This is a genomic window from uncultured Tateyamaria sp. (assembly GCF_947496075.1).
Lineage (GTDB): Bacteria > Pseudomonadota > Alphaproteobacteria > Rhodobacterales > Rhodobacteraceae > Tateyamaria.
In genome coordinates, this window is the sequence record NZ_CANMBJ010000001.1 from 535,534 (window position 1) to 551,643 (window position 16,110).

General features: G+C 59.9%; 15 protein-coding genes. 3 read left to right on the plus strand and 12 right to left on the minus strand.

All coding sequences use genetic code 11. From position 1 onward, the window contains the following. Positions 1-22: 22 nt before the first annotated feature. Both ltnD and Q1A51_RS02720 read left to right on the plus strand, forming a co-directional pair. A complete protein-coding gene (ltnD, locus tag Q1A51_RS02715; RefSeq protein WP_299603557.1) occupies positions 23-922 on the plus strand; it encodes an L-threonate dehydrogenase in 900 nt (299 codons plus the stop codon). Continuing rightward, complete coding sequence (locus Q1A51_RS02720) at positions 919-1,671, plus strand: TIM barrel protein (RefSeq protein WP_299603560.1); 753 nt, start codon at positions 919-921, stop codon at positions 1,669-1,671. The genes ltnD and Q1A51_RS02720 overlap by 4 nt, the downstream gene beginning before the upstream one ends. On the opposite strand, the gene arsJ is transcribed toward Q1A51_RS02720, so the two are convergent. The 12 genes from arsJ to Q1A51_RS02780 all read right to left on the minus strand — a co-directional run bounded on the left by arsJ (position 1,634) and on the right by Q1A51_RS02780 (position 15,112). Next, complete coding sequence (arsJ, locus tag Q1A51_RS02725; RefSeq protein ID WP_299603563.1) at positions 1,634-2,902, minus strand: organoarsenical effux MFS transporter ArsJ; 1,269 nt, start codon at positions 2,900-2,902, stop codon at positions 1,634-1,636. The genes Q1A51_RS02720 and arsJ overlap by 38 nt on opposite strands. Then, positions 2,899-3,891 (minus strand): ArsJ-associated glyceraldehyde-3-phosphate dehydrogenase, encoded by a 993-nt coding sequence (locus tag Q1A51_RS02730; protein ID WP_299603565.1) that lies wholly within the window; start codon positions 3,889-3,891, stop codon positions 2,899-2,901. Before Q1A51_RS02730 ends, arsJ begins: the two co-directional genes overlap by 4 nt. Continuing rightward, positions 3,888-4,718, minus strand: coding sequence for a helix-turn-helix domain-containing protein (locus Q1A51_RS02735; protein ID WP_299603567.1), 831 nt, complete (start codon positions 4,716-4,718; stop codon positions 3,888-3,890). The genes Q1A51_RS02730 and Q1A51_RS02735 overlap by 4 nt, the downstream gene beginning before the upstream one ends. 69 nt (positions 4,719-4,787) lie before the next feature. After that, positions 4,788-6,701 (minus strand): beta-galactosidase, encoded by a 1,914-nt coding sequence (locus Q1A51_RS02740; protein ID WP_299603569.1) that lies wholly within the window; start codon positions 6,699-6,701, stop codon positions 4,788-4,790. Further along, entirely contained in the window at positions 6,698-7,531 is an 834-nt protein-coding gene (locus Q1A51_RS02745) for an SMP-30/gluconolactonase/LRE family protein (protein WP_299603571.1), read from the minus strand. Before Q1A51_RS02745 ends, Q1A51_RS02740 begins: the two co-directional genes overlap by 4 nt. Continuing rightward, positions 7,531-8,133: a 2-dehydro-3-deoxy-6-phosphogalactonate aldolase gene (locus Q1A51_RS02750; protein ID WP_299603573.1), complete on the minus strand. Its 603-nt coding sequence runs from the start codon at positions 8,131-8,133 to the stop codon at positions 7,531-7,533. Before Q1A51_RS02750 ends, Q1A51_RS02745 begins: the two co-directional genes overlap by 1 nt. Then, on the minus strand, positions 8,130-9,020 hold the full coding sequence (locus Q1A51_RS02755; protein ID WP_299603574.1) for a 2-dehydro-3-deoxygalactonokinase: 891 nt from the start codon (positions 9,018-9,020) through the stop codon (positions 8,130-8,132). The genes Q1A51_RS02750 and Q1A51_RS02755 overlap by 4 nt, the downstream gene beginning before the upstream one ends. Further along, on the minus strand, positions 9,020-9,790 hold the full coding sequence (locus Q1A51_RS02760; protein WP_299209114.1) for an SDR family oxidoreductase: 771 nt from the start codon (positions 9,788-9,790) through the stop codon (positions 9,020-9,022). The genes Q1A51_RS02755 and Q1A51_RS02760 overlap by 1 nt, the downstream gene beginning before the upstream one ends. 23 nt (positions 9,791-9,813) lie before the next feature. Next, positions 9,814-11,898, minus strand: coding sequence for an alpha-galactosidase (locus tag Q1A51_RS02765; RefSeq protein ID WP_299603576.1), 2,085 nt, complete (start codon positions 11,896-11,898; stop codon positions 9,814-9,816). Further along, entirely contained in the window at positions 11,895-12,743 is an 849-nt protein-coding gene (locus Q1A51_RS02770) for a carbohydrate ABC transporter permease (protein ID WP_299209108.1), read from the minus strand. Before Q1A51_RS02770 ends, Q1A51_RS02765 begins: the two co-directional genes overlap by 4 nt. Before the next feature lies 1 nt (position 12,744). Next, entirely contained in the window at positions 12,745-13,740 is a 996-nt protein-coding gene (locus tag Q1A51_RS02775) for a sugar ABC transporter permease (RefSeq protein WP_299603579.1), read from the minus strand. A gap of 142 nt (positions 13,741-13,882) precedes the next feature. Continuing rightward, the gene (locus tag Q1A51_RS02780) at positions 13,883-15,112 is read right to left on the minus strand and encodes an extracellular solute-binding protein (protein ID WP_299603581.1); all 1,230 of its coding nucleotides are present in this window, start codon (positions 15,110-15,112) and stop codon (positions 13,883-13,885) included. A gap of 203 nt (positions 15,113-15,315) precedes the next feature. Here Q1A51_RS02780 and Q1A51_RS02785 point away from each other — a divergent pair, with 203 nt between their 5' ends. Further along, positions 15,316-16,104 carry an IclR family transcriptional regulator gene (locus Q1A51_RS02785; protein ID WP_299209102.1) on the plus strand — a complete coding sequence of 263 codons (789 nt, stop codon included), beginning with the start codon at positions 15,316-15,318 and terminating at the stop codon, positions 16,102-16,104. Positions 16,105-16,110: the final 6 nt, after the last annotated feature.

Sequence of the window (16,110 nt, forward strand, 5' to 3'; positions counted from 1 at the left end):
AACGCAGGGACAGGAGACGCATATGCCCCACACCACCGCCGTCATCGGCCTTGGCTCAATGGGCTATGGCATTGCCCAATCCTGTCTGGCTGCTGGGCATACAACACACGGATTTGACATCGCCCCGGCGCAGGTCGAACGCTTCCGCACCGAAGGCGGCGCAGCCGGGAACCTCACCAGTATTGCAGACACGCTTGATGCCGTCATCGTAGTTGTCCTGAACGCAGCCCAAACCGAAACAGTCCTGTTCGGAGAGGCGGGGATCGTCCCGCATCTGAAACCAGGCACGGTGGTGATGGCCTGCGCAACCGTCCCCCCGGACTTCGCCAAGGACATGGAAGCGCGCTGCAACGCCCACAACATCCACTACCTAGACGCGCCAATTTCGGGCGGATCGGTGAAGGCTGCCCAAGGGGCCTTGTCCATCATGGCGTCCGGCACGCCAGATGCCTTTATCGCGGCAAAACCCGTTCTGGACGCCACCGCCGAAACCGTCTTCGAACTGGGGGATCATGCAGGCCCCGGCTCGGCTATGAAAGCTGTGAACCAATTGCTGGCAGGCGTACACATCGCCACGATGGCCGAGGCGCTGACCTTCGGCATGACCCAAGGCGTCGCCCCCGATCAGTTTGTCGAGGTGATTTCGAAATGTGCAGGGTCCAGCTGGATGCTGGAAAACCGCGCGCCTCATATCGTGAACGGAGACTACACTCCGCACTCATCGGTCAACATCTGGCCCAAGGATCTGGGCATCGTGCTCGACATCGCCAAGTCGTCCCGCTTCTCCGCCCCCATCACAGCCGCAGCCCTGCAACAATTCATCGCCGCCGCAGGCATGGGGCTCGGGGGCGAGGACGACGCCGCTGTCGCAAAGGTCTATGCCCGCAACGCGAGCCTTACCCTGCCCGGAGAGGACGCATGAGGTTCTCTGCCAATCTGGGCTTTCTCTGGAACGACCGCCCCCTGCCCGATGCCATCCATGCCGCCAAGGCGGCCGGTTTCGATGCCGTCGAATGCCACTGGCCCTATGACATTCCAGCGGAAGACGTGCGCGCCGCGCTCGACGCAACGGGTCTGCCGATGCTGGGTCTCAACACCTCGCGCGGAGACGTGGCTGGCGGTGAAAACGGTCTCGCCGCCCTGCCGGGGCGCACGGATGATGCCCGCGCGGCCATAGATCAGGCGATTGCCTATGCCGGCATCGTCGACGCTGGCGCGATCCATGTCATGTGCGGCTTTGCAAACGGCCCTAAAGCCCATGCCACGTTCATCGAAAACCTGCGCTACGTCTGCGCAGCGACCACGCGCCGGATCCTGATCGAACCGCTCAACCGTCACGACGCGCCCGGCTATTTCCTGCAAACGACAGATCAGGCGCGCGCCATCGTCGCCGAGGTCAACGCGCCCAACCTCAAACTGATGTTCGACTGCTATCACGTTGGCCGGACCGAGGGCGACATCCTGACCCGCATCACAGACCTTGGCGATCTAATCGGGCACATCCAATTCGCATCGGTCCCCGACCGCGGCGCGCCGGATCACGGAGAGTTGGATTACACCACCATCTTCGCCGCGCTCAAAGACTGGCCACATCCGCTGGGCGCGGAATACAAACCCGTTGGAGACACAGATGCTACGCTGGGCTGGATGCAGCGCTATCGCTATCGCTGATCCGGCCAATCGACAGCCAGCTCAGCACGATCATCACAGCCGCCGTTGCAAGGCACAGGGACACGCCGCCAAGCTGGTAGGCCAGTCCTGACAACACGGTGCCGATCAACCGGCCCGCCGCATTGGCCATGTAGTAGAACCCCACATCCATCGTGACCCGTTTTGCATCGGTAAAGGCAAGGATGAGATACGAGTGCAGCGACGAGTTGAGCGCAAAAAGCACGCCGAAGACCAACAATCCGAGCACGACAAAACCCGTCAGCCAAAGCGTCGGCGTTCCCACCGACCAAACGGTCACAGCCAAAACAGCGGGCACGAAAAAGAGTGTTCCGACCCAAAACCGTGCCGCGCGTGCCAAATCCGCCTCGCTCCTCTGCGCGCTGCGCAGCATAGCTGGTGCCTTGGCCTGCACGGCGCCGTAAAGGATCACCCAAACAGCCATGAAAATGCCAATCATGAAGAACGCGGCACGCTGCCCTTCCGGGCTGCCATCACTCAGCACCGAATAGAAATAAATTGGAATACCCACGACAAACCAAACGTCCCGCGCCCCGAACAGGAACACGCGGGCCGCACTCAGCCAGTTCACTCGCGGGTTCTTCGAAAATACCTCTTTGAACTTCGCGTCCTTCCGACCGGCCGGCAGCCCGCCGGGCATGCGTAGCAACACCACCAGCAGGATCACGGCAAGGATCGCGGCCATCCCCAGCACGCTTGGCGCAAAGCCAAACAGCGCCAGCGCCCCGGCCCCTAGTAGAAAGCCAAAGCCCTTGACCGCATTCTTCGATCCAGTCAGCAGCGCCACCCAACGAAACAACCCATCGCCCTCGGCGGGCGCCAGCAGCTTTACGGCAGATTTCGATGACATCTTGGCCAGATCCTTGGCCACGCCGGACAGCCCCTGCACCGCCATCACAAAAACAACCGATGCAGCGACGGACCATGCTGGATCAAGCTCCGCCAAGGCCAGAAGCGCAATCACCTGCAAACCTAGCCCGACATAGAGCGTCGAGGTCAGCCCAAACCGCGCGGCAATCCATCCCGCACTCAGGTTGGTCACAACACCCGCGATCTCGTACAGCACAAAGAGATAGGCCAGCTGCACCGGCGAAAAGCCCAGCGTGTTGAAGTGCAGCAGCACCAACATGCGCAAGGCGCCATCGGTCAGCATGAACGCCCAGTAGGCCGCCGTCACGGCCACATAGGCTGCAAACCCGTCCGGTCGGGTCAAAGGCTGTCACCAACCATCTGCGCCACGTCAACAAGCCTGTGCGCATAGCCCCATTCGTTGTCATACCAGGCATAGACCTTCACCTGCGTCCCGTTCACCACCATGGTGCTGGGGGCATCCACGATGCTCGACCGCGGATCATTGGTGTAGTCGGTTGAAACGAGGGGCCGCGTCTCGTACCCAAGAATGTCCTGGAGCGGCCCATTCGCAGCCGCTTCAAACAGCGCATTCACCTCTTCTACGGTTGTCTCCCGCTCCACCTCAAACACGCAATCGGTCAGGGAGGCGTTCAGCAGCGGCACCCGCACCGCATGACCGTTCAACTTGCCTGTCAACTCTGGATAGATCAGCGTGATCGCCGTGGCCGAGCCAGTGGTTGTCGGGATCAGCGAGTTCAGCGCAGACCGTGCACGCCGCAAATCCTTGGCCGGACGGTCCACGATGGTCTGCGTGTTGGTTACATCATGGATCGTCGTGATCGACCCATGCTTGATACCTAACCTTTCGTGTATCACTTTAACAACGGGCGCTAAGCAATTGGTTGTACAGGATGCAGCCGTTACAATAGGTTGCCCAGTGTAGACGTCATTGTTAACGCCGTAGACAATGTTCGCCGTCTCTCCGTCCTTGACCGGTGCAGACACAACAACCTTCTCTACGCCCGCTTCAAAGTACGGGGTCAGCTTGGCTTCGGTTTTGAATACGCCGGTGCAATCAATGACAACGTCTACACCGTCCAGTGGCAGATCCTCGATGGTCCGGACAGACAGCGCAGGTATGCGCGTGCCATCAATGGTGATGCTGTCTGCATCTGCTGCAAAATCGGCATCCCAACGCCCATGCACCGTATCGAACTCAAGCAGATGCGCATGCATGGCCGGATCGCCGACCGCGTCGTTGACAAACGCAATCTCGCACCCGCGGTCAAGCAGCGGCTTCAGGGCCAGTTTTCCAATCCGGCCCAAGCCGTTCAACGCGTATGTCGTCATGTGTCTTCCTTGGTGCGGCCGATATCATCGACCTCGTTCTGCAGTGATGCGCGGCTTAGCGTGTCAAGCGGCAGCGCGGTAAAGGCGATGATGCGGTTGCGCATCGCGCCAAAGGTGTGTTGGAAGGCAAGTCGTTTTTCGGCATCTGTGCCTTCCGCCTTGACCGGATCGGGCAGACCCCAATGGGCACTGATAGGTTGCCCTTCCCACGCTGCGCATTCCTCGTTCGCAGCCAGATCACAAACGGTAAAGACGAAATCCAGATGCGGCGCGTCCGGGCCTTGAAACTCCGAGACGTTTTTTGCCCGCAGACTACCCGTCTCGATCCCTTTCTGCGCAAGCATCTCAACGGCGAAAGGGTTCAACTCGGAAAATGGCTTCGTCCCGGCAGAATAGACGTTGAACCGGTCACCCGCTTCATGGCGCATAATGGCTTCGGCCAAGATCGACCGGGCCGAATTGCCGGTACAGATGAACAAAACGTTGTGTTTGTAGTCAGACATGGGCGCCATCCTTTGCAGCGGGTCGACCATTGCGGGCGGGCACAAATCGGGCCGACCATTGCAACAATCCGTGAAAAGCTGCGCCACCATGTCCCGCGCCCCGTCCAACTTCACAGCATAGCGCAGAGAATTCCCATCGCGGGTGTGATGGATCAATCCAGCCTTCTGCAAAGCCGACAAATAGACCGAGGTGGTCGAGGGCTTGAACCCCAGCACCTGTGCAACCTCACCCGCTGGCACCGCATCAGGACAGCGCCGCATCAGCAGGCGAAACACGCGCATCCTCTCGGGATGGCTGAGGGTTGAAAGTTGGTCGAGCAGCATGGCCCATATCTATTTCACGATTCCATGAAATATATATGACAGGAGGTGCCCGACCCTCAATCGTAAACGTTACAGGCTCAGCCGAAGAACTCCCGCGGCTGGCAACTTATGCCCCTCTACCTGCACCGGTTGATCGGTGTAGTTGAACCAGAACCGTTCGGTCCCCGTGTCGCGGCATCGCACGCCTTCTGGCATGTGCGTTGTTGCCAGATCAGGCGCAACCGCCTCGATCAGACGCATATGCGCCTCATCATCCACCCATCCCGCGACATAGGTTGTCTGGGCGTCCAGACGCACAGCCACCGGCGCGTCTGCGGTGTGCAAGACAATCTCGCCACCACCCTCAACCTGCTCAAGATACAGATGAACGTGACCACCGCCCTCAATCGGAACAGGCAGATCAGGGCGGATGGATTGCACACGGCTGACAACCAGATCACTGCCGGGCCATGCGGGCGGCAACGGAGTCGGGATATTGAAATCGGCATCCCGCGATGCGGTACGCGGCCCCAGAATGACTTGTGCATCAGAGGCTTGCAGCGCAACCTTCAACTCAATTGGCACATGCATCATGCCCGGCACAATCACAGCCGCATAGCCTGCAAAATCCCGTGTCGATGATGGCAGGATGTCAACCGACAGACCAAGTTTGCGACAAGCCCGATACCAATCAAACACCAACCCGAAATAACTCAGGCCCGCCCCATGCGGCTGCACAGACCACGCCCAATCGGCATCATAATCAAAGACGATCCCAACAGGCGCTTGAACAGGCGTCACATCAGGGGCATCCCCCAATTCTTCCATAACCTGCGCGGCTTCACCAAAGGCCTCGGCAGCAACCGAATCCGGGCGCAACAGCCCAGCATGCATCTGCTCTTGAGCAAAAGGGGCCTGCCGCCAGCGGAAGTAGCACACAGCTTCTGCCCCATGGGCAAAGGCCTCCCAAGTCCACAACCGCACCATTCCCGGCAAGGGGGACGGGTTGTAGGGCGCCCAGTTCACCGGACCGGGCTGCTGCTCCATGATCCACCAGCGGCCCTTGCCCACGGCACGATAGAGATCGTGGTGAAAAGCCTGAAAGTCCGGGTCGCCCTGCCGCGCATAGGCACGCTGATGCGCAGCATCTGCCCCCACACGATCTTCAAGAAACCCAAGCGGGTAGCTGTCCCAAGACGCGATATCCAGATCGTCGCCAACCTTGAAATGGTCAAACTCGGTCACGCGGCCCATATAATTGTGGGCAATGGGCGCATCGGAATGGGCCCGAATGATCTCAACCTGTGCCCGATTGAAGGCCACGACCTCTTCGCTAGCAAACCGCCGGAAGGCGTGCACATGGGCCGGGTTCGGCTCGGTCACTGTCAGGTTCGGCAGGCCGATTTCGTCGAAATCATCATAATCCATCGACCAGAACACATTGCCCCAGGCAGCGTTCAGCGCGTCGATATCGCCGTCATTGCCCTGCCCCGGAAACTGCCCGCGCAACCAGCCGCGGAACCGGCCCCGCGCCGCATCGGAATAGCTGATGACCGTGTCATGGCAGCCATATTCATTGTCGGTCTGCCAAGCGGCCACATGCGGGTTGCGGCCATAGCGTTCTGCGACGGCACGCACGATACCACGGCATTCCTCAAGAAAGCCCTGATGCGAAAAACAGTAGTGCCGGCGTGATCCGTAGCCGCGCGCATGGCCCTGTTCGTCCACTGCAAACATGTCCGGATGCTTCTTGCAGACCCATTTCGGTGGTGTGGCTGTTGGCGTGCCCAGCACGACCTTCAGTCCTGCAGCTCCCAGAGTCTCGATTGCGCGGTCCAGCCAGCCCCAGTCATAGTCACCTTCGCGCGGCTCCATCCGCTTCCAGGCAAATTCGCCAATCCGCACCCATGTCAGGCCCAGTTCGGCCATGCGCTGCGCGTCCTCGGCCCACTGCGCCTCGGGCCAATGTTCAGGGTAATAACACACCCCCAATGTTCGTTTCATAGGATCACCCGATGTTCGCTCTGGCCTGTTGTGCCAGCGGGTCCGTAAAAGGTTTTCCCTCCCTCTGCTTCGTCCAGCCCGACTGCCGCAGTTGTGACGAAAAGCGTGGTGCCATCCGGCCCGCCAAAGGCCGGACAGCTTGTTTGCGATGCGGGCGCATCAATGGCGCGCACGAACGCACCCGCCGGGCTGTAGCCCGCCACACGGCTGGCCCCCCACTGCGCATTCCAAAGGTTTCCATCTGCATCCACGACAGCGCCATCGGGGTTCAGCCCCTCACCCTTCAGATCCAGAAAGACCTCTGGCTCTCCCTCGGGCCAGCCATCTGAATCCAGCACAACTGACTGTATTTGCTGAGAAAACGTATCGCTGAAATACGCACGCGTGCCATCAGGCGCAAAGCAGATCGCATTGGAAATGGTGATGCGATCGAAAAGCTTGCGTAGCTCACCTTTGTAGTAGCGATAGATCGCCCCGGCATAGGCTTCAGTATTCAAGCCCATGGTCCCGATCCAGAACCCACCCTGCGGGTCGGCCCGTCCGTCATTGGATCGCGTGGTCGGATTGTCCGCCTCCAACGCTGTGACCAGCTCCCGATCCCCGGTCGGGACGTCAAAGCGCCACAAGCCAGAAGCCGACGCCATCAGCAGCGTATCCCTGTCCACCCAACCACAGGCGGAAACGTGTTCGTCAAACTGCCATTCGCGGCGCTGCGCGCCTTTGGCAAACATGCGTTTGCCCAGAATGTCGAACCAGAACAGCTCACCCCGCTCGGGGTGCCACATCGGCCCCTCGCCCAGCGCACACGCCGTGTCATCAAAGACCTGCATCACGCCCCCGCGTCGTAGGCCGCCACCATGTCCGCCGCGCGCGATGCCACGTCAGCCACTGACATACCGGGCTTGAACACGGCCGAGCCGATACCAAACCCTGTGATCCCGGCGGCAAACCATTCCGAAAAATTGGCCGGTCCCACGCCGCCCACGGCATAGGTCTTGGTTCCCTTGGGCAACACGGCACCAATCGCCTTCAACCCTTCAAGGCCAAGCAGCGAGGCCGGGAACAGCTTCAAACCATCGGCCCCCGCGTGCAGCGCCGCAAAACATTCGGTCGGTGTCATCACGCCGGGGAAGGACATCATACCCGCCTGCTTCGTCGCCACGATGACGGATGCATTTGCATCCGGTGACACAACCATATGTGCACCCATCTCGTGCAGGCGCTCGACGGATTGCACATCCAGAACTGTGCCTGCGCCGATCATTGCATGATCGCCGTGCGCCTCCAGCATTTTCCCAATGCTGTCAAAGGGATCGGGCGAATTCAGAGGGACTTCGATCCGCGTGATACCTGCGGCGACCAAGGCATCTGCAATCGGAAGGGCCTCGTCCGGGGTCACACCCCTCAGGATGGCAATGATCTCACGGCTCATGCGGCCTCTCCATATATCTGGGTGTATGCGGCGGTCAGGCCCGCCAGTGTCATGTCTTCGGCGTCGGCCTGCTGGCACGGCACGCCCTGCGCCGCAAGGGCCGTGGCATAGGCATCAGACAAGCGATCCGCCCCGATCAGCGCCACCTGCTGGCCCAGCCAATACGGTCGCATGGACGCCAGTTCTGCCCCGATCAAAAGGCCGGACAAACGTGCACGTGCAGCATCTCCGGCCAACCCATCCAGCAATCCCTCGGCCCGCAGCGAAAACAGCGCCGCCGCCAGCCCTTCGGGCCGGGACAAGGACTGATCAACGCCTGCCGCAAACGCACTAGCATCCCAGCCCTCGCCCATCGAATGGCGCAGCACGGATTGCTTTGACAAAAGGCCAAACATCTCGCCCGTCATGGCGGTGCGGAAACTCACGATTTCGCCTGCGCTCACATGCACCCACTTCGTGTGTGTGCCCGGCAGGCAAATCACCCCGTCAAAGCCAGGGGACGTCGCCAGATATCCGGCGATCTGCGTCTCTTCCCCGCGCATCACGTCGGCAGGTTTGGCCTGCTTCACACCGGGCAGGATACGAACATCCAGGTCAGTGCCGGACACCCGAACAGCCTCTGCAGCCGAAGGCGGCGCACAGGGCACGGCACTGTAAGGCGCCTCTGCCCACCCCTGCCGCGAACCCACCATGCCGCAGGCCAGAACCGGCGCGGGCAACGCATCACCAACCAGATCCCGCAAGGCGGGCTCAAACCCGGCCCGGTCCAGTGTCCCCATCCCTTGCGCCGACGACCGCCGATCCAGAACCGACCCATCACGGCGCATCAGCCATGCGCGCACATGCGACGTCCCCCAATCCACAGCGATCCACGCAACTTGCCCCATCAACCTGTCACCACCACACCGCCATCGATCACCATCGACTGCCCCGTCATCATGCGGCTCGTCTCCGACGCCAGGAACAGCGTTGCACCCACTATATCGCGCGGCTCCAGATGCTCTTTCAGGCACTGACGCTCCATATGAGCGGCCAACCCCTCGGGCGTCGCCCACTTGTCCAGCTGCTTCTGGGTCAACACCCAGCCCGGCGCCAGCGCATTCACCCGGATCTTGTCGGGACCGAACTCGCGTGCCAACGACCGGGTCATCCCGTTGATGCCGCTATTCGACCCGGTATAGATCGGATAGCCTGCATTCCCCATCATGTAGCTGATGGAGGAGAAATTGATGATTGACCCGCCACCGGCGGCCTGCATCCCCGGGATCACCGCCTGACAGGCAAAGAAATACGCCTTGAAGTTGATGGCAATCATCCAATCCCAAAACTCGGAATCCACGTCCATCGTGGCATGCCGCTTGTCATTGGCCGCGTTGTTCACCAGCGCGGTGATCGGACCATGGGCCTCTGCCGCCTGCGCAATGCAAGACTTCAACAGTTCTGTATCGGTGATGTCGCATTGCATAAACAGCGGGCGCACCCCGTGCTTCTGCTCCATCTCGTCGCAGAATTCCGTGGCATCCGACCGCCCGACAAAAGCGACATGCGCCCCCTGCTCCATGAACCCATCCGTCAGCGATGCGCCAATGCCCGCGCCACCGCCGGTGATGAACACTGACGCGCCCTTCAGGTCGTGAAATGTGGCTGTCTCTTTCATGGCATCACTCTCAATTCAAAGGGTCAGGCAAGGTCGCCCTTGATCACCCACATCCGTTCCGGGAAACTCCATGGCAGCGTTAGGCCATGATACATCAGATACGCACCGCTCACCACGAACGGCCCGGTTTTGAGCGCATTCTGGCCGCGTGACAAATGGCTCGCGTCGGCGCGGTTTACAAGCTCAACACGATACTTCGCATCGGGTGACAAACGGGTCAGACGCAGGGGGCGCGGGGCAATCTGATCGCTGGTCGCAGCCTTGCCTGCGAATACTGCAAACTGCCCGCCGCCCTCTTCCAGATGCTGCTCGGCAAAGACGGCCGGATCAGCGCTATCAAGGCGCAGGATATCGGCGCCATACATCCAATCCCGGTTCTGCTTCCACCACCCCGTCACCTCGGTCAGCACATGCTTTTCGTCATCCGTCAACTCACGCGGATCCATCTCGAACCCCATGTGCCGCTGGGCCGCAACCCAGGCACGGAAACGGATGTCGAGGGTGCGCCCCGAGGTATGACAGGTGCGCGGCCCCACATGCGATCCAGTCACCGCCATCGGCAAGAAAATCGAGGAATTGTGCTGAATGCGCAGCCGCTCGACGGCATCATTGGAGTCGCTCAACCAAACCCGCTGCGTCCGCTCCATGATACCGAAATCAATCCGGCCACCGCCCGACGCGCAGCTTTCAATCTCAACATCCGGAAACTCACGCCGCAAGCGGTCCAGCAAGGTGTAAGACCCACGCGTCTGTGCCGCATCGGGCATCGGCAGCACACGGTTGTGGTCCCACTTGATGTATTCGATGTCGTGGCGGCTAAGAATATCGCTCATCCGCGCAAACAGGAACGATTGCACCGCAGGCAGTGCCATGTTCAGCGCCATCTGCTGACGGCCCATGATCTGATCCTCGCCCCCCAGCGCCCAATCGGGATGGGCGCGGAAGATGTCGGAATTCTGGTTGATCATCTCTGGCTCGAACCAGATGCCAAAGGTCATGCCCAGCGACTTCACGTGATCAATCAACGGGGTCAGCCCTTGCGGGTACTTGCGCGGGTCAACCTCCCAGTCGGACAACGCCTGCGTGTCATCGTCCCGGTTCCCGAACCAACCGTCATCCAACACAAACCGCTCAGCCCCAAGCTTGGCGGCGCGCTCGGCAATATCCTTCAACTCATCCAGGTTGTGGTCGAAATAGACGGCTTCCCAGCAATTGTAGTGCACGGGGCGCGGCGCATCTGGGCGCGGGAACGTGACGATCCGGTCGCGCAGATGGCGCTGGAAGGCGACGGCGCAGCCGTTCAAACCGTCATCCGAAAACACGGCATAGACCTTGCCCGTGGCAAAGTGTTTCTGTGCTGCCCCTTCAACACGAGCGGCATGACCGAACTGGATCTGACGGCGCCCATCGGGCAGTTCTTCGGCGACCATGCGGTGCCCGCCGGACCACCCATAGTGAAAGGCATAGGCGTGACCGGAGGCGTTCGACGCCCCACGCACTGGTACGATCAAGCCGGGGAAATGCTCGTGCCCTGTCCGGCCGGTGCGGTTCTCGCGATAGCGGATGCCGGGCGACCAAGGCGTGCGGTTCATCTGGAACTCGCCGCACCAGCGGCCCGCAAAGTCGATCATCTCGTCTGCAAGCTGTGGCGCCGGAAACACCGGTGCGGACAGCCAGTGCAAGTGCATGGGTTCCAATGCATCCAACTCGGCACTCGCCTCGATCATGTGCGTGTCGGGATCGATGGCAAACCGCGCGCGATAGGTCAGCACCCGGTCCTGATCCATGTAGGTCAGGATCAGCACGTTGTCGGCCACATCCGACCGCTCAAGGCAGAACTTCGGAAGGAACGGTGTGCCGTCGCCGTGCCGGATGATCAGGCCCGGCTGTCCAGGAAAGGACCGCGTTGCCTCCGGGCAGATGCTGAGTTCGGGATTCGCATCCAGCATTCCACCCGTCACATCAAGGGTATAGGCCTCATAAAGAGTCGTCAGATCTTCTTCGTCCGGCAGGCGCGGTCCCCAATAGACAACCTCCGCCAATCGGCCCCTGTCGGAGCCGAGGACCAAAGTCTGACGCCCGTCATCCAGGCGCCAACATCTTATCACTTAACAGCCCCCAGCGTCAGACCGGCAATGAAGTGCCGCTGCATGAGAAAGAAGCAGACAACTGGTGGGATCGCCGCCAGCAGAGACGCCGCCGACACCAGATGCCAATTATTCACAAACTGCCCGTTCAGCGCTCGCACACCCGCCGTGATCGGCTTGGCACTTTCGCCTTGGGTCAGCACGTTCGCCCAGAAGAAGTCGTTCCAGACAAAGGTAAAGATCAGCACGGCGAGCGCCGCGATGGCGGGCCGTACGAGCGGCAGAACGACGTACCAGAAGATACGCCATTCAGCGACGCCTTCGATCCGCGCAGATTCCACCAGATCAAAGGGCAACGCCTTGATGAAGTTCCGCATGAACAGCGTGCAGAAGCCCGTCTGGAAGGCCGCGTGGAACAGGAACTGTCCCGCGATCGTGTCATAGAGGCCCGTTTGGACCGACATATCCCGCACCGGCACCATCAGGATCTGGAACGGGATGAAGTTGCCCGCCACGAACAGGAAAAACAGCGGCAGAGCGACCCGGAACCGATAGATCGCCAACGCGTAGCCCGCAAGGCACGCCAGGGCGACGGAAATGATAACCGTGGGTACGGTGATCAGAACCGAGTTGATCATGTACTGCGCAGCGGCCGACTGGGTGAAGACCGCTGTGTAGTTGGCGATCAGAGCGAACTCGCTGGGCCAACCAAACACGTTGCCCGAGTTGATGTCCGCCGCCGACCGGATCGATGTGAGGAAAATCGCCAGCAAAGGCAGAAGCCACATGATCAGGGCGACCGGCAGGAACGCCTGGTAGGCCGCCTTGGCCGTGGTGCCGGATTTTTCGATGGGACGTGGAAACATCTCAGCGCCCTCCCTTTTCGTCCTGGTACATGCGCCACAGGAAATAGCTGATGAAGAACAACATGATACCGAACAGCACCGTCGCAACGGACGAGCCATAGCCGTACCGTTCGCCGTATTCGGAAATCGCAACTTCGAACATGTAGTGCGACAAAACGTTGGTTGATCCGAACGGCCCGCCTTGGGTCATAATGGCGATCATATCGAAGGACCGGAGCGCGCCGATCACGGTCACGACCACAGCGATGAAAGTTGCCGGTTTCAATTGGGGCACAACCACGTACCACAGCATCTTCCACCCCTTGGCCCCGTCCAGACGAGCCGCCTCAATCTGGTCAGCGGCCACGTTGTTGAGGCCGGTGAGATACAGGATCATGCAGTATGCAATCTGCGGCCACAGACCGGCGGCAATGATGCCGTAGGTCGCCCACTGTTCACTCGATAGAATATCGGGCACGGGGCGCTCGCAAATAAAGGTCGTGTTGCCAAGGATGTTGGTCGTTTCCTCGCAGAACATCGCCTTCCACACGGTCCCCACCACACCGAAATCCGGGTTGTAGAACCAGCCAAAGATCAGGCCGACCACCACCTGTGAGATCACGAATGGAAAGAAGAACATCGACTTATAAAAGCGCATCCCCGTCACCGTCTGGTTCAGGAACAGCGCGATAAAAAGACCCAGCGGAACCGCGAGCATGTAGAGGACCAGCCACGCAATGTTATTGCGTAGGGACGTCCAGAAATTGGGATCATCCCAAAGCTTCACGTAGTTCTGGAACCCCACCCAAACGGCGGTCGAGTTGCCCTCGGCATCATAGAGACCGTTCCACTGATAAAGCGACAGCCACAGCGATTCAAAGATCGGGATGACAACGTAGATCGCGAAAAAGATCAAGGCGGGGATCAGGAAAATCCACGGGGCGATGGCCAGCTTGTTGCGCCTGAGCCATCCCGGTTCAGACCGGGTTTCGGTTTCGGGCAAGACCGCATGTGTCATGGTCAACCTCCTGAGCTGGGGCATCTGTCCCCGCGGGGACAAACATAACCTTTTGAAACCACACGAATTAATATGTGTTTACAGAAGGTTAATCAATAAAATGAAGAAGGGGTGGGCACGACATGCCCACCCCGGAAAGGTCTTAGTAAACCTCGGCTTGGACTTCATCCAGACGCTGCAGGATCGCGTCTTTCTTGGACGGGTCCAGCATGAACTCCTGGAAGCCTTCCATGCCCGCCTTGGCCATGGCCGCAGGTGCGTCACGGTCATAGAACTGCGCCAGACCGGTGGCCGCGTTCAGCAGGGCAAAGCCTTCCTGGATGAACTTGTCATCCGAGATGTCCGCCTTGGAGTTGATGGGCAGCTGGCCGATGGTCTTGTTCCAATCGGTCTGCACATCAGGACGCGCAACAAAGGCCAGGAATTTCTTGGCGTCTTCAACGTTCTTGGCGTTTGTCGGGATAAAGAATGCGTCCGCAGGCGCTTCTTCCGCCGGAGGCACATCCGCGCTGATCGTCGGGAACGGCATGAAGTCGATCTGGTCTTCGGTCAGGCCAGCGTTCTTGTAGCCGTCGACCGAGAAGTTGCCCATCACGTACATCGCCGCGTCACCGTTGGCGAAAGGCGCAATCGCGTCCTGCCAGGACATCGAGGCGTGGTTGTCGACAAAGCCGCACTCGTTGATCAGCTGCTCCCAGTTGTCGAAGGTCGCGACAATGCGGGGATCGGTGTACTTGATCTCGCCTGCCGTCAGTGCGTTGTGCACGTCATAGCCGTTGGTGCGCAGGTTGATGTAGTCGAACACACCGGCGGCGGTCCAAAGGAACTTGGTGCCGATGGTGAAGGGCGTGACGCCGTTCTCTTTCATCTTGCCGCAGGCCGCCAGCAACTCGTCCCATGTCTGGGGCTCTTCCAGCTCAAGCAGGCCAAAGATATCTTTGCGGTAGTAGATGCCCCACTGGTAGTAGGAATAGGGCACACCCCAGATCTTGCCGTCGCGGCTCATGGTTGCCTTGATCGCCGACAGATCTTCGGAGAAGCCGTTTTCTTCCCACACGTCATCGACGGGCTGGAACAATCCTGCGTCAACAAAGGGAGCCATACGGTTGCCCGGGTACCAGCTGGTCACGTCAGGCGCGTCAGCGGTCAGGAAGTTGCGGATCGCCGTCTTGTGCGCTTCGCGGTCGTTGATGTTAACGATCACGTTGATGTCCGGGTTCTCAGCTTTGAACTTTTCCACGGCATCTTCGAAGCCCTTTTTCGGGCCTGGATTCAGGTCATCGAAGTTGATGACCAGGTCGCGCGCGAATGCTGTGCCAGCAACAGCTGACAGAGCAATGGCCGCAACCGCGGTTTTAAGATTAAGGAACATGGTTCTCCTCCCGTTGGTTCCATTACGCTTCGCCGCCGAGCCTGAAGTCTTCCTGTCGGCGACGAAATTCAGATTTTCTTTGACACCGGCCCCCGCATTGTGGAAGTTCCACATAGTGAAACCGGTTTCCAACTATTGGAACTATGCGGGGACACGACGCGCAGGTCAACAAGTTTCATGCGTGGCGTCTTGGGAGGAGACAGATGAATAATGCAGCCCCCCGTTCGGGGGAGGGAACCATTGCCAAGGCGTTGGAAGTGCTGGACCTTGTCGCCCAGCTGGAGCGTCCTGTGCGGTTTTCCGAGCTGCTGTCATTGTCGCCCCATCCCAAGGCCACATTGTACCGTCTTGTCCAGACGCTGACCGCGCTTGGGATGCTGCGATATGACACCGATCGCCAGACTTATGCCCCCGGTTTGCGCCTTGTCCGCTTGGCACATGCCGCTTGGCGGCAGAGTTCTTTGGCCCCTATCGCACGCCCCTTTATCGACGAACTGAGCACGCAGGTCGGCGAAACTGTGCATCTTGCGCAGATGGATGGCGGTCAGGTGCTGTATGTCGACAAACGCAACGCGGCAGAACCGCTTGAGATGTTCAGCCAGGCAGGCAAGGTCGGCCCGGGATATTGCACTGGCGTGGGCAAGGCGATGATGGCTTTTCTGCCCCCTGATGCGCTGGACATTGCCCTGTCTCAGCAAGCGTGGTTCGCGCATACGGCGCACACGCATACCAATCGCGAATCGCTTTGCGCTGAATTGGACGAGGTTCGCGCCGAGGGCGTTGCGTACGACCGCGAGGAGCACGAGCCCGGCATCATATGTGTGGCTGCCCCGATTCTTTCGGATGCAGGCCGCTCGATCGGCGCGCTGAGCGTCACCACATCCACCGCACGCAAATCCCTAGCCGATCTGGGTCAGCTTGCGCCACATCTTCAATCCACTGCGCGCGACATCGCGAGTGCCGCTGCCAATTGGCAGTTTCCAAGTCAATAAGGGAGG

What these genes read in the sequence shown, in the direction of transcription:
- Q1A51_RS02720 (WP_299603560.1), top strand. Translation starts at nt 919, where the DNA reads ATGAGGTTCTCTGCCAATCTGGGCTTTCTCTGGAACGACCGCCCCCTG.
- Q1A51_RS02735 (WP_299603567.1), bottom strand. Translation starts at nt 4,718, where the DNA reads ATGCTGCTCGACCAACTTTCAACCCTCAGCCATCCCGAGAGGATGCGC.
- Q1A51_RS02755 (WP_299603574.1), bottom strand. Translation starts at nt 9,020, where the DNA reads ATGGGGCAAGTTGCGTGGATCGCTGTGGATTGGGGGACGTCGCATGTG.
- Q1A51_RS02785 (WP_299209102.1), top strand. Translation starts at nt 15,316, where the DNA reads ATGAATAATGCAGCCCCCCGTTCGGGGGAGGGAACCATTGCCAAGGCG.
- Q1A51_RS02750 (WP_299603573.1), bottom strand. Translation starts at nt 8,133, where the DNA reads ATGAGCCGTGAGATCATTGCCATCCTGAGGGGTGTGACCCCGGACGAG.
- Q1A51_RS02760 (WP_299209114.1), bottom strand. Translation starts at nt 9,790, where the DNA reads ATGAAAGAGACAGCCACATTTCACGACCTGAAGGGCGCGTCAGTGTTC.
- Q1A51_RS02770 (WP_299209108.1), bottom strand. Translation starts at nt 12,743, where the DNA reads ATGTTTCCACGTCCCATCGAAAAATCCGGCACCACGGCCAAGGCGGCC.
- Q1A51_RS02730 (WP_299603565.1), bottom strand. Translation starts at nt 3,891, where the DNA reads ATGACGACATACGCGTTGAACGGCTTGGGCCGGATTGGAAAACTGGCC.
- Q1A51_RS02775 (WP_299603579.1), bottom strand. Translation starts at nt 13,740, where the DNA reads ATGACACATGCGGTCTTGCCCGAAACCGAAACCCGGTCTGAACCGGGA.
- ltnD (WP_299603557.1), top strand. Translation starts at nt 23, where the DNA reads ATGCCCCACACCACCGCCGTCATCGGCCTTGGCTCAATGGGCTATGGC.
- Q1A51_RS02740 (WP_299603569.1), bottom strand. Translation starts at nt 6,701, where the DNA reads ATGAAACGAACATTGGGGGTGTGTTATTACCCTGAACATTGGCCCGAG.
- Q1A51_RS02745 (WP_299603571.1), bottom strand. Translation starts at nt 7,531, where the DNA reads ATGCAGGTCTTTGATGACACGGCGTGTGCGCTGGGCGAGGGGCCGATG.
- Q1A51_RS02780 (WP_299603581.1), bottom strand. Translation starts at nt 15,112, where the DNA reads ATGTTCCTTAATCTTAAAACCGCGGTTGCGGCCATTGCTCTGTCAGCT.